This window comes from uncultured Phyllobacterium sp. (assembly GCF_902479695.1).
Classification (GTDB): Bacteria; Pseudomonadota; Alphaproteobacteria; order Rhizobiales; family Rhizobiaceae; genus Phyllobacterium; species Phyllobacterium calauticae.
Window position 1 is genome coordinate 1 of sequence record NZ_CABSQF010000009.1, and the last position, 18,597, is coordinate 18,597.

The 18,597-nt window shown below is 61.1% G+C and carries 18 protein-coding genes and 1 other RNA gene; 15 read left to right on the forward strand and 4 right to left on the reverse strand.

The features are described 5' to 3' along the window. The 4 genes from RDL77_RS07450 to RDL77_RS07465 form a co-directional block, all read right to left on the reverse strand. On the reverse strand, window positions 1–413 hold a 413-nt coding region (locus RDL77_RS07450), incomplete at its 3' end, for an HlyD family secretion protein (RefSeq protein WP_288192390.1). Window positions 414–417: 4 nt separating this feature from the next. Further along, the gene (locus RDL77_RS07455; RefSeq protein ID WP_288192391.1) at window positions 418–2,109 is read right to left on the reverse strand and encodes an MFS transporter; all 1,692 of its coding nucleotides are present in this window, start codon (window positions 2,107–2,109) and stop codon (window positions 418–420) included. After that, window positions 2,106–2,558 carry a MarR family winged helix-turn-helix transcriptional regulator gene (locus RDL77_RS07460; RefSeq protein WP_374042684.1) on the reverse strand — a complete coding sequence of 151 codons (453 nt, stop codon included), beginning with the start codon at window positions 2,556–2,558 and terminating at the stop codon, window positions 2,106–2,108. The genes RDL77_RS07455 and RDL77_RS07460 overlap by 4 nt, the downstream gene beginning before the upstream one ends. A gap of 99 nt (window positions 2,559–2,657) precedes the next feature. Beyond that, a complete protein-coding gene (locus RDL77_RS07465; RefSeq protein WP_288192393.1) occupies window positions 2,658–3,164 on the reverse strand; it encodes a GNAT family N-acetyltransferase in 507 nt (168 codons plus the stop codon). A 212-nt stretch (window positions 3,165–3,376) separates the two neighbouring features. Between RDL77_RS07465 and RDL77_RS07470 the strand changes: the two genes are divergently transcribed. From RDL77_RS07470 to murG, 15 genes are all read left to right on the forward strand, one after another. Then, entirely contained in the window at window positions 3,377–3,766 is a 390-nt protein-coding gene (locus RDL77_RS07470; protein WP_288192394.1) for a hypothetical protein, read from the forward strand. A 131-nt stretch (window positions 3,767–3,897) separates the two neighbouring features. Next, a complete protein-coding gene (locus tag RDL77_RS07475; RefSeq protein WP_288192395.1) occupies window positions 3,898–4,617 on the forward strand; it encodes a DnaJ family molecular chaperone in 720 nt (239 codons plus the stop codon). After that, on the forward strand, window positions 4,604–5,368 hold the full coding sequence (locus RDL77_RS07480) for an N-acetylmuramoyl-L-alanine amidase (protein ID WP_288192396.1): 765 nt from the start codon (window positions 4,604–4,606) through the stop codon (window positions 5,366–5,368). The genes RDL77_RS07475 and RDL77_RS07480 overlap by 14 nt, the downstream gene beginning before the upstream one ends. A gap of 213 nt (window positions 5,369–5,581) precedes the next feature. Next, window positions 5,582–6,304 (forward strand): lytic transglycosylase domain-containing protein, encoded by a 723-nt coding sequence (locus RDL77_RS07485; protein WP_288192397.1) that lies wholly within the window; start codon window positions 5,582–5,584, stop codon window positions 6,302–6,304. Between the two features lie 93 nt (window positions 6,305–6,397). Continuing rightward, an RNA gene (rnpB, locus tag RDL77_RS07490) (RNase P RNA component class A) lies at window positions 6,398–6,829 on the forward strand. A 406-nt stretch (window positions 6,830–7,235) separates the two neighbouring features. Beyond that, window positions 7,236–7,700, forward strand: a complete 465-nt coding sequence (gene mraZ, locus RDL77_RS07495; protein WP_288192398.1) for a division/cell wall cluster transcriptional repressor MraZ — start codon at window positions 7,236–7,238, stop codon at window positions 7,698–7,700. Then, window positions 7,700–8,707 carry a 16S rRNA (cytosine(1402)-N(4))-methyltransferase RsmH gene (gene rsmH / locus RDL77_RS07500; protein ID WP_288192399.1) on the forward strand — a complete coding sequence of 336 codons (1,008 nt, stop codon included), beginning with the start codon at window positions 7,700–7,702 and terminating at the stop codon, window positions 8,705–8,707. The genes mraZ and rsmH overlap by 1 nt, the downstream gene beginning before the upstream one ends. Window positions 8,708–8,710: 3 nt before the next feature. After that, window positions 8,711–9,151: a hypothetical protein gene (locus RDL77_RS07505; protein WP_288192400.1), complete on the forward strand. Its 441-nt coding sequence runs from the start codon at window positions 8,711–8,713 to the stop codon at window positions 9,149–9,151. 64 nt (window positions 9,152–9,215) lie between these two features. Next, the gene (locus RDL77_RS07510; RefSeq protein WP_288192470.1) at window positions 9,216–10,877 is read left to right on the forward strand and encodes a penicillin-binding protein 2; all 1,662 of its coding nucleotides are present in this window, start codon (window positions 9,216–9,218) and stop codon (window positions 10,875–10,877) included. Window positions 10,878–10,890: 13 nt separating this feature from the next. Continuing rightward, the gene (locus tag RDL77_RS07515) at window positions 10,891–12,360 is read left to right on the forward strand and encodes a UDP-N-acetylmuramoyl-L-alanyl-D-glutamate--2,6-diaminopimelate ligase (RefSeq protein WP_223612728.1); all 1,470 of its coding nucleotides are present in this window, start codon (window positions 10,891–10,893) and stop codon (window positions 12,358–12,360) included. Then, complete coding sequence (locus RDL77_RS07520) at window positions 12,357–13,790, forward strand: UDP-N-acetylmuramoylalanyl-D-glutamyl-2,6-diaminopimelate--D-alanyl-D-alanine ligase (RefSeq protein ID WP_288192401.1); 1,434 nt, start codon at window positions 12,357–12,359, stop codon at window positions 13,788–13,790. The genes RDL77_RS07515 and RDL77_RS07520 overlap by 4 nt, the downstream gene beginning before the upstream one ends. A 25-nt stretch (window positions 13,791–13,815) precedes the next feature. After that, window positions 13,816–14,898, forward strand: a complete 1,083-nt coding sequence (mraY, locus tag RDL77_RS07525) for a phospho-N-acetylmuramoyl-pentapeptide-transferase (protein WP_105732193.1) — start codon at window positions 13,816–13,818, stop codon at window positions 14,896–14,898. Between the two features lie 10 nt (window positions 14,899–14,908). Then, window positions 14,909–16,309: a UDP-N-acetylmuramoyl-L-alanine--D-glutamate ligase gene (murD, locus tag RDL77_RS07530; protein ID WP_288192402.1), complete on the forward strand. Its 1,401-nt coding sequence runs from the start codon at window positions 14,909–14,911 to the stop codon at window positions 16,307–16,309. Next, on the forward strand, window positions 16,309–17,466 hold the full coding sequence (gene ftsW, locus RDL77_RS07535) for a putative lipid II flippase FtsW (RefSeq protein WP_105732195.1): 1,158 nt from the start codon (window positions 16,309–16,311) through the stop codon (window positions 17,464–17,466). The genes murD and ftsW overlap by 1 nt, the downstream gene beginning before the upstream one ends. 7 nt (window positions 17,467–17,473) lie before the next feature. After that, entirely contained in the window at window positions 17,474–18,583 is a 1,110-nt protein-coding gene (murG, locus tag RDL77_RS07540; protein WP_288192403.1) for an undecaprenyldiphospho-muramoylpentapeptide beta-N-acetylglucosaminyltransferase, read from the forward strand. The last annotated feature ends 14 nt before the right edge of the window (window positions 18,584–18,597 follow it).

The window sequence follows — 18,597 nt, forward strand, 5'->3', positions numbered from 1 at the left end:
CAGTTGGCCTGCGTGCGCCGCAGGCCCGAATTGGCACTGTCGAGCTGTGCCTGGCTGGAACCGATACGCGCTTCCGCCGCCCGTTCCAGCTGGGTCGAGTTGCTGAGGGCTGCCTGCTGGCTTGCCAGTGTCGCCTTGGCCTGTTCGAGCTTCTGCGCATAGATGCGGTCATCGATCCGCACCAGCATCTGCCCTTCCTTGACCTGCTGATAGTCCTGCACCGGCACGTCGACGATATATCCGCTGAGCTGCGGGCTGATGAGTGTCACGTAGCCTTTGACATAGGCATTCTCGGTGATCTCGACATTGCTGTTGAAGGGCGGCAGCCGCCATGCATAGAGAACCAGCACAAGGCCGAGCAGGCCGAGAAGAATGGCGGTGAGGGTGGCGGTGTTGCGGAGCAATCGGGACATGATCTTATGAACTTGGTTGGGCGATTTCGCCGGTCACGCGCGGAGCCATGAATTTTCCGGCGGCATAGCGAAAGCCGACATGGGTGAGAAGGGCGACGAGGGCAAAGAACGAGATCGCCGCAATGAGGAAGAATGCGTCATTATAGGCAAGGATATTGGCTTCACGCGTCGTCTGCAGCGACAGGAGCGCGATCCCTTCGGCATTGAGCAGTGCCTTGTCGGTGATGACCCGGCCATAGCCGTTTGCCAGTTGCGCGACACGCTGGGCGACGAGCGGGTCGGACAGGACGATATGTTCCGCCAGCACGTTGGAGTGGAATTTCTCGCGAATCGTGACGAAGCTGCCGAAGACGGCGGTTCCGAGCAGTCCGCCGAGGCTTTGCGTCGCCAGGAACACGATGATGAAATTGAGGATATAGCTCGGGCCCCGTTTCAGGGCGGAGGTGAGGCCGGCCGACATGGCGGGCGGCAGGAAGATGGCCGTGGCTGCCGCGATCAGCGCCTGGCTCAGATACATGTTGTCGGGGCGCGTCAGGTTTGTCGCCTGGCTGTCCATGTAGGAACCGACGATCAGGAAGACCAGCGCCACCGCATGGATGGCAGGGCCGCGTTCCGGCTTCATCACCGCAGCGCAGCACAGGCCTGCCACGATCATCGACACCATCATCACTCCATAGAGCGCGGCGATCTGCTCGTTCAGCAATCCCAGGTTCTGGAAGAAATTGGTGGCAACGGTGGATTGCTCGGAAACGATCAGCCGGAACAGCAGGATCGTCCCCGCCAGATGCAGCATTTCCCGGCTGGCGATCCAGCGGATGTCGAGCAGGGGCTTCTCCCGGTTGAGTTCGATGACCACCGCCGTCGTGACCGTGATGACGGCAATGGCGAGAAGAATGCCGAGCCATGGCACTTCCGCCCACCAGTAGAGGCGCCCGGTCACGAGCACGACAGCGGTACAGCCAAAGCCGATGGCAATCAGCAGGTAGCTCACGATGTCGAGCTTTTCGATGACCTTGGCGCGGGGCACGGGTGTGAGCGGCAGCAGGTAGATCGTGGCGAAGGCGATGAAGGCAAGCGATATCTCGAACATGTAGAGACCCTGCCATTGGCCGAATTCCAAAAGGGTGGGCGACAGCAGGCGGGCGAGCGGCGAGGCGAGCGAGATGTTGGTGAGGACGAGGCACACGGCGACGGTGAGTTTGCGCGCCGGCGGAAAGGCCTCCAGCATGTAGAGGAAGGCGAGACTCGACATGGGCGATGCGGCAACGCCGCTGAAAAAACGGATGATGATGGCTGATTGCAGGTCGGTGACGAACAGGTGCATCAGCGAGACGAGAACGAAACCGGCAATGCTCAGTTCGGCAAAGTTGCGCAAGCCATACTGGTTGCGGATTTTGATCAGTGCGACGGAAAGGCTGACATTCGGCGCCATATAGGCAGCGATCAGCCAGGTGGTTTCGGTATTCGTTGCGCCGAGATAGCCCTGGATCTGCGCCACATTGGTGGCGATGAGGTTCATGCCCAGCCCTTGCGTGAGGGAGAGCAGCGTCGAGGCGGCGATATAGATGGCGGAGCGGTAAGGGCTGATGGCAGGCGGCGGCGCTGGCGGCGTTGCAGCGGGCAGCACCGCTTCCTCCGGCGGTTCCGGTTGCAGCTTCAGCGGGTCATACCCGACGAATTCTGCCTCGCGGATCATCCGTTCTGATCCTTGTCCATGTCGCCGATGTTGCGGTTGATGGCACGCATGACCTCAAGTCCGGCAACAAGCGCCGTCTCGTCCACGCCATTCAGAAACTCTGCGCGCAATTCCTGCGCCAGCTGGCTGACCTCGCTGGCCAGTTCCGCACCCAGCGGTGTCATGACGATCTGCTTGGCACGGCGGTCGCCGTCCACGGAGCGCCGTTCGATAAAGCCCTGCTTTTCCAGGCCGTCGAGCAGCCGCACCATGGTGGGCGTTTCGATTTCCAATTCCTCTGCCAGATCCTTCTGGCTGAGGATTTCCATGCGGTCGAGCAGCATCATGGTCCGGGCGCGCGCAAAGGTAAGACCGCGCTGCTTGACCCGCGCATCGAACAATGTGCGGATCTTGCGGCTGACTTTCGAAAGCTCGTCAATATAGGTATCGCGGAGCGTCATCAGGGTCATATCATAGCCAGACAATAAGTAGTGTGCTAATTATTATCTGGCGATATAAACCCAATCCGTTTCATTTTCAAGATGGCGTGACGATTTTTGCCGGCGGTGTCAGCGCAAATCGAGCCGCAGCAATTCATCATCGTAGGATTGGCCGTTGATGCGCAGGGCATCCTTTTCAAAGCCGAAAACCGTGAAGCCCAATCCGAGATAGAGCGTACGGGCGGGCAGGTTGGCTGCCATGACCGTTGCGTGCAGCGTGTCGACGTGATCCCGGGCATGGCCGATGACCGCCAGGGTCAACTTCCTGCCGAGATCGTGGCCGCGCCAGTCCGCATAAACGAAAACGCCCCACAGCAGACCCTTGTGCTTCTGTTTGACCTTGGTCGTCGTCGCGAAACCGGCCATGCCGACCAGTTCAGTCCCGGCAAAGGCACCGAACACCGCATTGGGCCTGCCGTCGAGCATGCGCTCAATCTCGGCGGGCGTGCGGCCGACCTCATCCTCGTAGCTCGAGCCGAAACTTTCCGGTGTGCTCTGGAGGCCATGCAGGCGCAGGGCCTGGAAGGCGGCGGCATCGTGCGCCGTCAGGACACGAATCAAAGGGCAAGGGGACATGCGGGGCACTCTGCTGGCGTGGGATCGGATTGGGCAAGTTTTGCAAAAGAACAGGCTTGGCACAACCCGCCGGAAACGCCGGGATTACTGCCCGTTTTGCTGCTCTCCGATGAAAAGTTAACCGAACTTTAAAACAAGACCCAACTTTGCCTCAATTGAGGTAAGATAACTGCGTGAGGGACGTATTTGGTTGAAACGGAGAGGGTATACCCATGAACAGCAAACTACTTATTTCACTTGGTATGGTTTCGCTTCTTGCACTGACCGCTTGCGGCAAGAAGGAAGAGGAAAAGAAGGCTCCGGCAGCGACCGAACAGCCTGCTGCAACACCGGCCAAGCCAGCCGCTCCGGCAACGCCGTCCACAACGCAGGCTCCGGCAACGCCCGCAGCGCCAGCAGCGCCGATGAATGCGGCGGATACTCTGAAGAAGTTGAAAGAGCAGGCTGCGACCATGACGGCTGAGCAGAAGCAGGCTGCTGTCGCCACCGCCCGCAAGGCTGCCGAAGATGCGGCCAAGGCTGCCGGCCAGACGGCCGACCAGATCAAGGCCGCTGCGGATGCCGCAGAAAAAGTCATGAAGGACACGCTCGGCGTTCAGTAAGAGCCTCTATCCCCGATGAGAATGGCCGGCTTCGCGCCGGCCATTCTACTTTGACAGGTGCGGCAACCGGTCTGCCCGGCTTGCTCCAGATGGCTATCGCAATTGCGAAAGAATTTGAATAAAACAATACCATGTCAATCTGGCGCCGTATCAGCGACTTCATTACCAGCACTGCCATCGATGCTTTCTCCAGCATCATCGAGGCCGTGCGCACGGCCTTCGAGGGAGACCCCGAAACCCGCAGGCGCGTCGCGTTCTCCATCGCCATGATTGCGCTCTCGGCCAAAATGGCCAAGGCTGACGGTGTCGTCACCGAAGTCGAGGTCAAGGCATTTCACGAGATATTCCATGTTCCGCCCCGCTACCAGGATCAGGTGACCCGGCTCTACAATCTCGCCAAGCAGGATGTGGCGGGTTACGAGACCTATGCGGCGCAACTGGCGTCCCTGTGCGGCACCGGCAAACGGAACTGCAAGATGCTGGAAGATATTCTCGACGGCCTTTTCCACATCGCCAAGGCTGACGGCTCGCTGCATGACAAGGAACTGATCTTCCTGGGCACGGTCGCCGAGATTTTCGCGCTCGATGAAGAGCAGTTCGACAGCATTCTGGCACGGCATGTCGGGCGGGGACAGGCGGACCCGTTTGTGGTTCTCGGTCTGGCGCGGGATGTCAGTTTCGAAGACGCCCGCAAGCGCTACAGGGCGCTGGTGCGGGAAAATCATCCGGACATGCTGATTGCCCGCGGCGTGCCGGAGGAATTCGTCGCTATTGCCAATCAGCGCATTGCCGCTATCAATGCGGCCTGGGAAAAAGTCGAAAAAGATTTGAAGGCATATGAACGCGTTTAAACCGGACCATTTACGCGCGGAAGTGCATCCCTCACCGAATTTTGGCCCGCGCAAGGACGGCAAGCATCCGTCCTATCTCGTCCTGCATTATACAGGCATGGAAACCGGGGAGGCGGCCGAGGGCTGGCTGACCAATCCGCAAAGCGAAGTTTCCGCCCACTACGTCGTGCACGAGGACGGGCGCGTCGTTCAGCTCGTGCCGGAAAGCCAGCGCGCCTGGCATGCCGGACAAAGCTCCTGGAAGGGCGAGACGGATATCAATTCCCGCTCCATCGGCATCGAGATCGTCAATGGCGGACCGCTGCTGAATTTCCCCGATTTCGGCGATGCGCAGATCGATGCGGTGATCGACCTGTGCAAGGGGATCGTGTCGCGCCACAAGATGCGCCCGGAAAACGTGCTCGCCCACTCCGATATCGCGCCCGCACGCAAGATCGATCCGGGTGAAAAATTCCCGTGGCCGGTTCTCTACACCGCCGGCGTGGGGCACTGGGTACAGCCGTCACCGATCCGCGGCGGACGCTTCTTTTCCCTCGGCGACCAAGGCCAGCCGGTCGAGGCATTGCAGAGCATGCTGGCGCTCTACGGCTATGATGTGCCTATCGACAGTGTGTTCGGACGGTCGACAGAATTAGGCATTTTAGCGTTCCAGCGCCATTTTCGCCCGGAAAAAGTCGACGGAGTCGCCGACATGTCAACCATCGAAACCCTGCATCGGGTACTTTCCGCACTTCCCGCGCTTCATGCTTAACTCCCTGTAAAAAAACGCTTTCCCGGCGTTTATTTGTGCACTGCAACCTATATATTTCAATGTGTTACACTTTGTTATTTGGCCGACCCATATTCGGCTGCATTGGACCGTCACATCCTTGGACATTGTTCCGGTAATGCCCTTTTAGATTTTTGGCGCGGAACGGGGTCCGGCAGTGCGCTCGTATTGCCCAAGCGATTTAGACGGAAAACGATGACAAAAAAATTTGGTATGATTCTCGCCCTTGTTGGGGCGACGGCCTTCTTTGGCGCAAATTCAGCATACAGCAGTCCGGCAGAGCCGACAAACCTGATGGACTACCTCAAGGCCAAGCGGGCCGCAGCGGAAAAGGATAAAGAAGGCGGGAAATCCGCCAAGACTGCCCAGACAGCAAGCAAGGGTAAAAAGAGCGTCGTAAAGACCCACGCCAGCAAGAAGACCCTGGCGTCATCCAAGCGTCCGGTTGTCGAAACCAAGGTCCGGCTCAGAACCAAAGTGCGCCACAGGAATCTCGCCAATGTCGACACGATGACAACGGGCAGCATTCCATCGGCCGCCGGATCGATGAAGTATACGACGATCATCAATTCCTACGCCGCGTCCTACGGCGTCCCGGCTTCCCTCGCCAACGCCGTGGTCCGGGTGGAAAGCAACTACCGCGCCGACATGACCGGCAGCGCCGGCGAAATCGGCCTGATGCAGATCAAGCTCGAAACGGCGCGCGGCCTTGGCTATACCGGCACCCGCCAGGCGCTCTACAATCCCGAAACCAATATCCGCTGGGGCATGAAATATCTTGCCGGGGCACACAAGCTCGGCAACGGCACGACCTGCGGCACTATCCTGCGCTACAATGCCGGTCATGGCGCAACGCGCATGAATCCGGTCTCGGCCAACTACTGCGCCAAGGTGAAGATGGAAATGGCTTCCAACTAAAACCGTTGGAGACCTGTTCAAAGATGAAGGCCGGATAACCAATCCGGCCTTTTTCATTTGCGTTTTTGCTGCGAAACCCTTTTATACGCTTCGTCAGCTGGCCGGGCAGCCGCGCATGTCAGAAGCCGAAAGGCGGCATGTGAGGAAAGTCCGGGCTCCAGGGAAACACGGTGCCGGATAACGTCCGGCGGGGGCGACCCCAGGGAAAGTGCCACAGAAAGGAAACCGCCCCGTCTTTCGTTGCGCCGGATCATTGCCGGTTGGGCGCAAGGAATGACGGGGTAAGGGTGAAAGGGTGGGGTAAGAGCCCACCGCGTTGCTGGTAACAGGAACGGCAAGGTAAACCCCACCGGGAGCAAAACCGAATAGGGACGGCGTGTCAGGCGAAAGCCTGGCGATCAGTTTCCGGTCAGTCGTCCGGGTAGGTTGCAGGAGGCGGATGGCAACATCCGTCCAAGATGAATGGCTGCCGCGCCGGACGCAAGTCCGGCCATACAGAACCCGGCTTACAGGCCAGCTGACACTTCATTCCCCTTCTGCCGCGGCATGCCAGCACTTGTGCGTGGTGAGCTTGTCAAACCACGCACCACGCCTCAGCAAAGGCTTCAATCATACCGCCCAACCGGTTTCCTAACCGTTCATTAAGCTTAATGAGCCATAAATTCAGAATCGCCGGAAGTGCGTCTGATTGCAGGCTTGCTCCCACCATGTGTTCTCTAATCCCATTGACGCCCATAGTGCCCCATGATATCGATTGGTTTCATCAGTAGCGTTCAGTCGACACGGTGTTTCCCGACATTGGATTTGGCATGCCAGGGCTTGCATTCGGCCCGTTCGGCCAATGCTTCCGCGGCTATTGATGGGGCTCCCAGGGGTGGAGCAGGGGTAGAAATGAAACAGGCCTTCGTGGCGGAAACGGCGGTGTTGCGTTTTGAACCGGTTCCTCGGACATGTAACGAACAGGATCGATGCGAAGGGACGGGTTTCCGTGCCGGCGCATTTCCGTTCGATCATCCAGCAGACCGGCCACACGGAACTGTACGCCCTGCGCTCCCTGCATCTTCCTGCCCTCGATGCGGGCGGACCGGATCTGCTGACGCGCTTCGACAAGCGGCTGGAGAGCGAGGATCCCTTCGCCGAAATGGCAGACGATATGTCTTTCTACCTGCATGCGGATGGCGGCTTTCTCAAGCTGGACGCGGATGGACGGATCACGGTGACGGATTTCCTGCGCGAGCATACGGGCATCACGACCGATGTGACCTTTGCGGGGGCGAACACGCATTTTCAGATGTGGCAGCCGGAGCAGTTCGAAACGCATCGGGCAAAGGTTCGTCAACGCCTGATGGAGCGGCGGCGGCTGGAAAATCTGGACAATCAGACAGGAAACAGGTGATGGCGGGTGCGGGCGGTCAGGATGCAGCGCGCCACATACCCGTCCTGCTCGATGAAGTCATTGCCGCACTGAAACCCGGTCCCGGTCAATTGATCATCGACGGCACGTTCGGTGCAGGCGGTTATACCCGCCGTATTCTCGATACCGGCGCATCGGTGACCGCCATCGACCGGGATCCCTCGGCCATCGAAGCCGGGCGGGCGCTGGAAAAGGCCCATGCGGGCCGCCTCACGCTCGTGCAGGGCACTTTCTCGACACTGGATCAGGTTGCATTGCTGGGTGCTCCCGACGGAATCGTGCTGGACATCGGCGTGTCATCGATGCAGATCGACGAGGCCGAGCGCGGCTTTTCCTTCCAGAAGGACGGTCCGCTCGACATGCGCATGTCAAGTTCAGGGCCAAGCGCCGCCGACGTGGTCAATCGGCTCAAGACGGGCGATCTTGCCCGCATCTTCAATTTCCTCGGCGAGGAGCGCCATGCGGGCCGCATCGCGCGCATGATCGAAAAACGCCGCACCACCGAGCCGTTTCACCGCACCCGCGATCTGGCCAATGCCATCGAGGCGCTGGTCGGGCGCAATCCGAAGATTCCGATCCATCCGGCGACGCGCGTGTTCCAGGCGCTGCGCATTTTCGTCAATGACGAACTGGGCGAACTCGTCCGCGCGCTGCACGCGGCCGAGCGGGCACTCAAGCCGGGCGGCCGCCTGGTTGTCGTGACCTTCCATTCGCTCGAGGACCGCATCGTCAAGCGCTTCTTCAACGACCGCGCCGGTTCGAGCGGCGGTTCGCGCCATCTGCCGCAGGTGCAGGTGCGCCTGGCAAGCTTCACCCCCATCGGCAAGGGCGTGGTTGCGCCGACCGAGGCGGAGACGGAAAGCAATCCACGTGCGCGCTCGGCCAAGCTGCGTGCCGCCATCCGCACCGAAAACCCGCCGCTGGCTGAAGATCATTCGATCTACGGCCTGCCCAGTCTTCCGCATTTTCATGAAACGGCGAGGAGCTGATCCATGCTGCGCACCTTCGACATCATATTGATCGGGCTGATGATCGCAGCGGCCGGCATCACCTATAAAATCAAGCACGATGCTGAAAAGCAGATGACGGAAGTGCACAAGATCCAGCGGATGATCGCCGACGAGAAGGATACGATTGACCTCCTGAAGGCCGACTGGAGCCTGCTGACGCAGCCGAACCGCCTGCAGAAGCTGGTTGCCTCCTTCCAGGGCCAGCTCAACCTGCAGCCGGTCGAGGCGCAGCAGATCGCCAACATCAACGAGATTCCGAAAGCCAAGCCAGCGGCCGAAAAGATCGATGACGTCGCCAACCTCATCACCGAGGCCGATGCGGGGCCTGCCGTGAAAAAGACCGATACGATCAAGACCGGCAGCGTGCGCAGGGCAACCGTTGCGGCCGTCCCCGGCGCGAAACCGAAGGGGGCTGCGCATTAAGATGGGCATCTGGATCAAGCGGAAAACAGCGCAGCTGGAAAACGGAACGGCACCGGCATTCGAAATGGATGCGCGCAAGAAGAAGACGGGCAATCGCGCACGCAACCGCGTGATGATGGCCATGATCTGCTTTATCGGCATTTATGGCGTCATCAGCGGACGCCTGATTTTCTACGGGATGCAGGAAGATACCACCGGCTACAACGGTCCGACCGGCACCGTTCTGGCCTCGCGTCCGGATATTCTCGACCGCAACGGCGAAGTGCTGGCAACCGATATCAAGACCGCATCGCTCTATGCCGAGCCGCGCAAGATCATCGATCCCGATGAGGCCTATGAGTTGCTGTCGACCGTCCTGCCCGATCTCAACTTCGAACAGACCTACAGCCGCCTGAAGAGCGGCGCAGGCTTTGCCTGGCTGAAGCGCGGCCTGACACCGCAGCAGAAGAGCCAGATCATGGCGCTGGGCATTCCCGGCATCGGCTTCCGCACGGAAAAATCACGCTTCTATCCCGGCGGCCCGACCGCGTCGCATATCCTTGGTCTCGTCAATATCGACAATCAGGGCATTGCCGGCATGGAGAAGTACATCGACTCGCAGGGGCTGTCGGACCTGCGCGATGTCGGCCTTGCGGACGGCCGTTCGCTGGCGCCGGTGCGCCTGTCGATCGACTTGCGCGTCCAGCACGTGGTGCGCGACGTCGTGGTCAATGCGATGCAGAAATACCGCGCCATTGCGGCGGGTGCCGTTGTTCTCAACGTCAATACCGGCGAAGTGATGGCCATGGCCTCGGCACCGGATTTTGATCCGAACAACCCGTTCAATGCGCTCGACAAGGACCACCTCAACCGCATGTCGGCCGGTCTCTACGAGATGGGCTCGACGATCAAGAGCTTCACCACCGCCATGTCGCTCGACCATGGGGCGACGCTGAACACCACCTATGACGCGACACGCCCGATCACCATCGGCCGCCAGACGATCCACGATTTCCACGGCAAGGCGCGTGTGCTGACCCTGCCGGAAGTCTTCGTCTTCTCCTCCAACATCGGCTCGGCGCGGGAAGCCGATGCGGTGGGCATCGAAAATCACCGGGCGTTCCTGACGCGTCTCGGCCTGCTCGATCCGATGAAGACGGAACTGCCCGAGGTCGCCAAGCCCTATTCGCCGAAAGTGTGGAAGAAGGTGAATTCGATCACGATCTCCTTCGGCCACGGCATGGCCACGACACCGCTGCAGACGGCGGTCGGCGCCGCGGCGCTGGTCAATGGCGGCCGGCTGATCGAACCGACCTTCCTGCCGCGTACGCTGGAACAGGCGCAGACCATGGCCGAACAGGTCATCAAGCCGAAAACCAGCGATGACATGCGCTATCTCTACAAGCTCAACGGCGACACCGGCTCGGGCCGCAACGCCAATGTCAAGGGCTATCGCGTCGGCGGCAAGACGGGTACGGCGGACAAGGTCGTCAATGGCCGCTATGCCAAGGATCTGCGGTTCAACGCCTTCGTGGCGGCCTTTCCGATCGAAAAACCGGAATATGTCGTTTTGACCATTATCGACGAACCAAAGCCTGCCGAAGGGCAGAGCAGCGGTATCGCAGCCTTCAACGCGGCACCCATGGTGGCGGAAATTATCCGCAGATCCGCATCGTTTCTCGGGGTAAAGCCCGATTTCGGCCAACAAGTCGCGCCATTGCAGGTTTCCTACGACAGTGATGAGTAAAGCAGATTCGGTCATGAAACTGAAAGAATTGAACGGCATACCTGCCCTGGCAATCTCCGAATTCGGGGAAACGACGATCAATGGCCTGACTTCCGATTCGCGTGAGGTCAAGCCCGGTTTCCTCTTCGCGGCCCTGAAAGGCTCGAAGGCGGATGGCAGCGTTTATGCCGCCGATGCGGCAAAACGCGGCGCTGCGATCATCGTTGCCGCCAGCGCTTCCAAGCTGAGCAACGTCTCCGCGCCGATCATCTATGTGGACGATCCGCGCCGTGCGCTCGCGCTTGCGGCTGCCAGCTTCTACCGGGTGCAGCCGGATGTGATGGTCGCCATCACCGGCACCAGCGGCAAGACATCGGTGGCCTCCTTCACCCGCCAGATCTGGGCCAATGCCGGTTTCGCCTCGGCCAGCATCGGCACGACAGGCGTGGTTTCGCCGACGCGCAATGATTACGGTTCGCTGACCACGCCTGATCCCGTCGAACTGCACAAGCTGCTGAGCGAACTGGTCGAAGAGGGTGTCACCCATGCGGCCATGGAAGCCTCGTCGCATGGCCTTGACCAGCGCCGCCTCGATGGTGTGAAGCTGTCGGCCGGTGCTTTCACCAATCTTGGCCGCGACCACATGGATTATCATCCGACGGTCGAGGAATATCACGCCGCCAAACTGCGTCTGTTCAGGGAACTGCTGCCGAAGGGCGCGCCTGCCGTCATTTTTGCTGACGATCCCTTTTCCAAGCCGACCATCGCCGCCGCCACCGAAGCCGGTTGCAAGGTGCTGACGGTCGGCCGCAAGGGCGAATTCATCACGTTGAAGCGTGTCGAGCATGAGCGGTTCCGCCAGCATGTGGAAGTGCAGATCGCCGGCGAGATCTTTGAGATCACGCTGCCGCTGGCAGGAGATTTCCAGGTGGCCAATGGTCTTGTGGCCGCAGGGCTTGCCATTGCCACCGGAGTTCCCGCCGCTGCGGCCATGCGCGGCCTTGAGCGGCTGAAGGGCGCGCCGGGACGGCTCGATCTTGTCGGCGCGACGGAAGAGGGGGCGCCCGCTTATGTCGATTACGCCCACAAGCCCGATGCGCTGGAAAACGTGCTCACCTCGGTCCGTCCCTTCACGACAGGGCGCGTCATCGTGGTGTTCGGCTGCGGCGGCGACCGCGACAAGGGCAAGCGCCCGATGATGGGCGAAATCGCCACGCGCCTTGCCGATGTCGTCATCGTGACCGATGACAACCCGCGCTCGGAAGTTCCCGCCACCATCCGCGCTGAAATTCTCGCTGCCGCTCCCGGCGCGCAGGAGATCGGCGACCGGCATGAGGCGATCCGCGTGGCGGTTGCCATGATGAAATCCGGCGATACGCTGATTGTTGCGGGCAAGGGCCACGAAGAAGGCCAGACCGTCGGCACCGTCGTGCTGCCGTTCTCCGATCACACGGAAGTCGCCCAGGCCCTGAAGGACCGCCTGGCCCGGGAGCGCAATCCATGAGTTTGCTCTGGACCTCCGAAGCCATGATTGAGGCCATGAACGGCCGTCCGGTTGGCGCGCTGCCCGAAGGCATTACCGGGATTTCCATCGATACGCGCACCCTGCGCAAGGGTGAGGCGTTCTTCGCCATCAAGGGCGATGCGCTCGACGGGCATGATTTTGCCACGGCGGCGGTGGCTGCCGGCGCGGCGCTGCTCGTGGTTGCGGAAGTGAAGCTGCCCGCGCTCGGCAAGCTCAAGACCCCGATGATCGTGGTCGATGACGTGCTGGCAGCCATGACGCGGCTCGGCCTTGCGGCGCGCGAACGCTCCCATGCCCAGATCATCGCCGTGACCGGTTCCGTCGGCAAGACGACCACCAAGGAAGCGCTGCGGCACGTCCTGGCGGATTCGGGCAAGGTGCATGCATCGGTTGCCTCGTTCAACAATCACTGGGGCGTGCCGCTGACGCTCGCCCGCATGCCCGAGGACACGGATTACGGCGTTTTCGAAATCGGCATGAACCACGCGGACGAGATTCGTCCGCTGGTGAAGATGGTTCGCCCGCATGTGGCGATCGTCACGCTGATCGCTCCGGCGCATCTTGGCCATTTCAAGAACCTGCAGGAAATCGCGACGGCAAAAGCCGAGATTTTTGAAGGGCTTGTGCCCGGCGGCTATGCCTTGCTCAATCGCGACGACAAGCACTACAAGCTCCTGGAAACGCTGGCGCGCAACGCCGGTGTCGAGCACATCAAGAGTTTTGGTGAGAATGCCCGGGCGGATTACCGCCTGCGCGCGCTCAAGCTGCACGATGCCTGCTCCTGCATGACCGTGCGGCTCGCCGGTTCCGAAGCCGTCGTCAAGGTCGGCGCTCCGGGCAGGCACATCGTGCAGAACGTTCTGGCAGTGCTCGGCGCGGCGCATCTGACCGGCGCCGACATGACCAAGGTCACGCTGGCGCTGGCATCGCTGCGGCCGGAGAGCGGGCGCGGTGCGCGCCACCTGCTCGAAATCGGCAATGGCACGTTCACGCTGATCGATGAGAGCTACAACGCCAATCCGGCTTCGGTGCGCGCATCGATAGAGCTTCTGGCTGCCGCCGTGCCCACGGGCAAGGGGCGCCGCATTGCCGTGCTCGGCGACATGCTGGAACTCGGCAAGCAGGCGCCGAAGCTGCATGCGGACCTGACGCCGGTCATCACAGCCAATCATATCAACATGGTTTTTCTCGGCGGGCCCGAAATGGCGGCGCTTAAAGCCGCCTTGCCGGTTGAATTTCACGCCGAATACAGGCAGAGCGTCGACGAATTGCAGTCAAATCTGCTGAACACGATCAGGGCCGGTGATGTGATCATGATCAAATCATCGAAAGGAATCGGTTTTGTCCGGATCGTCAAGGCAATCCTACAGAAGTACAACGCCGTGGAGCCCGCCGGTCCTGCCGAGTGAGCTTACGGGGATGGGGACATAGTCTATGCTTTATTATCTGGCCGGTCTGGCGGAACATATCCAATTTCTGAACGTGTTCCGCTACATCACGTTCAGGACCGGCGGCGCGCTGATCACCTCGGCGCTGATCGTGTTTCTGTTCGGTCCCCGCATCATCGACTCCCTGCGTGTCCGGCAGGGCCGCGGCCAGCCGATCCGCGCGGACGGCCCGCAAACCCACTTCAAGAAGGCCGGGACGCCAACCATGGGCGGCCTGATGATCATGACCGGTATCCTGATCTCGTCGCTGCTCTGGGCCAACTGGTCCAACATCTATGTCTGGGTCGTGCTTCTGGTTGCCGTGAGCTTCGGGGCCATCGGCTTCTACGATGATTATCTCAAGGTCAGCAAACAGTCGTTCAAGGGCTTTTCAGCCCGCGCGCGCCTCGGCATCGAGTTTCTGGTCGCCGCGCTGGCCGGTCTTGCCATCATGTGGGCGGGGCAGGAACCGTTCTCTTCGTCCCTGACCTTCCCCTTTGCCAAGCAGCTGATCCTCAATCTCGGCATTTTCTTCGTTCCCTTTGCCGCCTTCGTCATGGTCGGCGCGGGCAATGCTGTCAATTTCACCGACGGTCTCGATGGTCTTGCCACCGTTCCGGTGATGATCGCCGCCGCCTCGTTCGGGGTGATCGCCTACCTCGCCGGTAATGCGATCTTTGCCGATTACCTGCAGATCCATTTCACGCCGGGCACAGGTGAACTTGCCGTGGTTCTCGGCGCTGTCATCGGCGCCGGTCTCGGATTCCTCTGGTTCAATGCACCGCCCGCCGCCATTTTCATGGGTGATACCGGGTCGCTGGCGCTGGGCGGCCTCATCGGTGCCGTCGCCGTTGCCACCAAGCACGAAATCGTCCTGGCCATCATCGGCGGTGTCTTTGTCATGGAAGCAATGTCGGTCATCATCCAGGTCACCTCGTTCAAGCTGACGGGAAAACGCGTGTTCCTGATGGCGCCGATCCACCACCATTTCGAAAAGAAGGGCTGGACCGAGAGCCAGGTCGTGATCCGCTTCTGGATCATCGCCGTCATTCTCGCGCTGATCGGCCTTTCCACACTCAAGCTCAGATAAGGCCAGTTGCATGATCGCTGCCCACTCCTTGCAGGACAAGACCGTCGCGCTCTTCGGGCTCGGCGGGTCGGGTATTGCGACGGCAAAGGCGATTGCAGCCGGCGGTGCGAAGGTCATTGCCTGGGACGACAATCCGGAGAGCGTTGCGCGGGCGCAGGGTGCCGGCATCGAAACCAGTGACCTGCGGTTGGTCGACTGGAAGCAGTTCTCGTCATTTGTCCTGTCGCCCGGTGTGCCGCTGACCCATCCGCGCCCGCACTGGACGGTGGATCTCGCCCGCGCCGCAGGCGTTGAAATCATCGGCGATGTCGAACTCTTCGTGCGCGAGCGCAATCTGGTGGGAAAGAACAGCCCGTTCATCGCCATCACCGGCACCAACGGCAAGTCGACGACGACGGCGCTGATCGCCCATATCATCAGGGCGTCGGGCCGTGACATGCAGCTTGGCGGCAATATCGGCACCGCCGTCATGACACTGGAGCCGCCGGCGGATGGCCGCCACTATGTCGTGGAATGCTCGTCCTACCAGATCGATCTGGCACCGTCGATCAATCCGACCGCCGGTATCCTTCTGAACCTGACGCCGGATCATCTCGACCGGCATGGCACCATGCAGCACTATGCCGAGATCAAGGAACGGCTGGTGGCGGGCAGCGAGACGGCGATTGTCGGTGTCGACGACAGTTTCTGTGCCGCCATTGCCGACCGGCTGGAGCGTGCAGGCAAGCCGGTGATCCGCATTTCCAAGCGCCTGCCTGTCCCGAACGGTTATTTTGCCGACGGGGCGACGCTGTATCTGGCCGAAAACGGCGCGAAAACTGCCGTCGCCTCGCTGCATGGCATCGGGTCGCTGCGCGGCGAACACAATGCGCAGAACGCGTTGGCAGCCTTTGCCGCCTGCCGCTCGGTCGGCCTCTCGGCGGATGAGATCAATGCGGGCCTCAAAACCTTTCCTGGCCTTGCGCACCGCATGGAGCAGGTGGCGCGGCAGGGCAGGACGTTGTTCGTCAACGATTCCAAGGCGACCAATGCGGATGCGGCCGCGCCCGCGCTGTCGTCCTTCCCGCGCATCTACTGGATTGCGGGTGGTTTGCCCAAGGAGGGCGGCATTGCTTCGCTTTCGGGCTTTTTCCCGCGCATCGCCAAGGCCTATCTGATCGGCGAGGCGGCACCGCAATTCGCCGCAACGCTTGGCGAGGCGGCACCCTATGAGATTTCGGGCACGATCAGTGCAGCGGTGGAACATGCCGCGCGGGACGCGGCTGGCGACGGATCGCAGGAAGCTGTGGTCCTGCTGTCGCCCGCCTGTGCCAGTTTCGACCAGTTTCAGAATTTCGAGAAACGCGGCGAGGCATTCCGCTCCGCCGTATTGGCGCTTGCAGGCGCTTCACCGATTGAAGGGGCAAACTGATGGTAAGCCGCATTGACCGTGGACCCGTCGCCGACTGGTGGTGGACAATTGACCGTTTCCTTTTGGCCGCCTGCCTCAGCCTGATGGGCCTCGGCATCCTTCTCTCCTTCGCCGCGAGCCCCGCCGTTGCCGAGCGCATCGGTCTTGAGAGTTTTTACTTCGTCAAGCACCAGTCGATGTTCATGGTGCCTGCGGTGTTCGTCATGTTCGCCGTGTCGTTCATGGCGCCGCGCACCATCCGGCGCTTTGCCATCATCCTGCTTGGTCTTTCCATGCTGGCGATGGTTGGCGCCCTGTTCTTCGGCATCGAAGTCAAAGGCGCGCGCCGCTGGGTGTCGCTGGCGGGCATCTCCATCCAGCCATCCGAATTCATGAAACCGGCCTTTGTCATTGTCTGCGCCTGGCTGTTTTCCGAGAATGAGCGGCGCAAGGATATTCCCGGCAACTTCTTCTCCATGGTGCTGTTCGGCGTTGTCGCGGCATTGCTGGTGGCACAGCCCGACCTTGGCCAGACCATTCTGACCGCCATCACCTGGGGCGCCATGTTCTTCATGGCCGGTGTGCCGTGGTTGTGGATCATCAGCCTTGGCGTTCTCGGCGTTGCCGGTTTCTTCGGCGCCTACACGATCTTCCCGCACGTGGCGGGCCGTATCGACCGTTTCATGACCGGCGAAGGCGATACGTTCCAGGTGGATGCCGGGCGCGAAGCGATCATCCGCGGCGGCTGGCTCGGGCAAGGGCCCGGCGAAGGCACCATCAAGCGCATCATCCCTGACAGCCACACGGACTTCATCTTCTCGGTGACCGCCGAGGAGTATGGCATCGCGCTCTGCCTGCTGATCGTGCTGATCTTCGCCTTCATCGTCATTCGCGGCCTGTCGATCGCGCTGAAGGAGCGGGACGATTTCACCCGCCTTGCCGTCTCCGGCCTCGTCATCCTGTTCGGCTTCCAGTCGATCATCAACATTTCGGTGAACCTGCACCTGATGCCCGCAAAGGGCATGACGCTGCCGTTCATCTCCTATGGCGGCTCCTCGCTCATCTCGGTGGCAATTTCGACGGGACTGCTGCTGGCGCTGACAAGGCGCAGACCCGAGGGCAGGCGGTCGGCGACGCTGGCAAACACCAAAACGCCGTCACTGGCCAACGCTATCTGAGGGACTGATGTCGAAGGGGATTATTGTTCTGTGTGCCGGGGGCACGGGCGGGCACCTGTTTCCGGCGGAAGCGCTGGCGCATGTGCTGATCGAACGCGGCTGGGATATCCATCTGGCAACCGATGACCGCGCCGAACGGTTCGCCGGGAGCTTTCCGGCCAAGGAAATCCATGTGGTGCGCTCCGCTACCATCGGCGGGCGCAACCCGATTTCTCTCGTCCGCACCTTCTGGACGCTTTGGCAGGGCAATCTCGATTCCCGCAAACTGTTCCGGCGCCTGAAGCCGAAGCTGGTGGCGGGCTTCGGCGGCTATCCGACCCTGCCGCCGCTCTATGCGGCGACGGCGCTGAGAATCCCGACGCTCATCCACGAACAGAATGCCGTGATGGGCCGTGCCAACAAGGCGCTGGCTGCCCGCGTCAATGCCATTGCCGGCGGGTTCCTGCCGCAGGGCGAAGGCCCCTATGCAGCTAAGATCGTGGTGACGGGCAATCCCGTTCGCCCGGCCGTGCTGGCGGAGGTCGGCAAGGCCTACAAGGCATCGCAGGCGCACCAGCCGTTTCATTTTCTGGTGTTCGGCGGTAGCCAGGGCGCGTCATACTTTTCAACTGCCATCCCCGCTGCCATCCAGCTTCTGTCGCCGGAGGACCGGGCCCGTCTGGTGCTGACACAGCAGGCGCGCGCCGAGGACGAGGCGCAGGTGCGCTCCGCCTATCAGGCCATGGGCGTCAAGGCCGAGGTCGCGCCGTTCTTCAAGGATATGCCGCGGCGCATTTCCGACGCGCATTTCGTCCTGTCGCGCTCCGGCGCCTCGACCGTGTCGGAAATCGCGGCTATCGGCCGCCCGGCCATTCTCGTTCCCTTCCCGCATGCGCTTGACCATGATCAGGCGGCCAATGCCGCTGCCTTGCAGGCCGCGGGCGGAGCTGATGTCATCAAGCAGTCGGAACTGTCGCCGGAGCGGATCGCCCATATCCTCTCCAGCGCCATGCACGAACCGACGCGGCTGGCATTTATTGCGGAAAAAGCCCGCTCGACGGGCAAGCCGGACGCTGCAAGGTTGCTTGCCGACCTCACAGAGGCTATTGCATCCGGCCAATCCCTTACGGTGAGATGAGTTCGCTATGACCT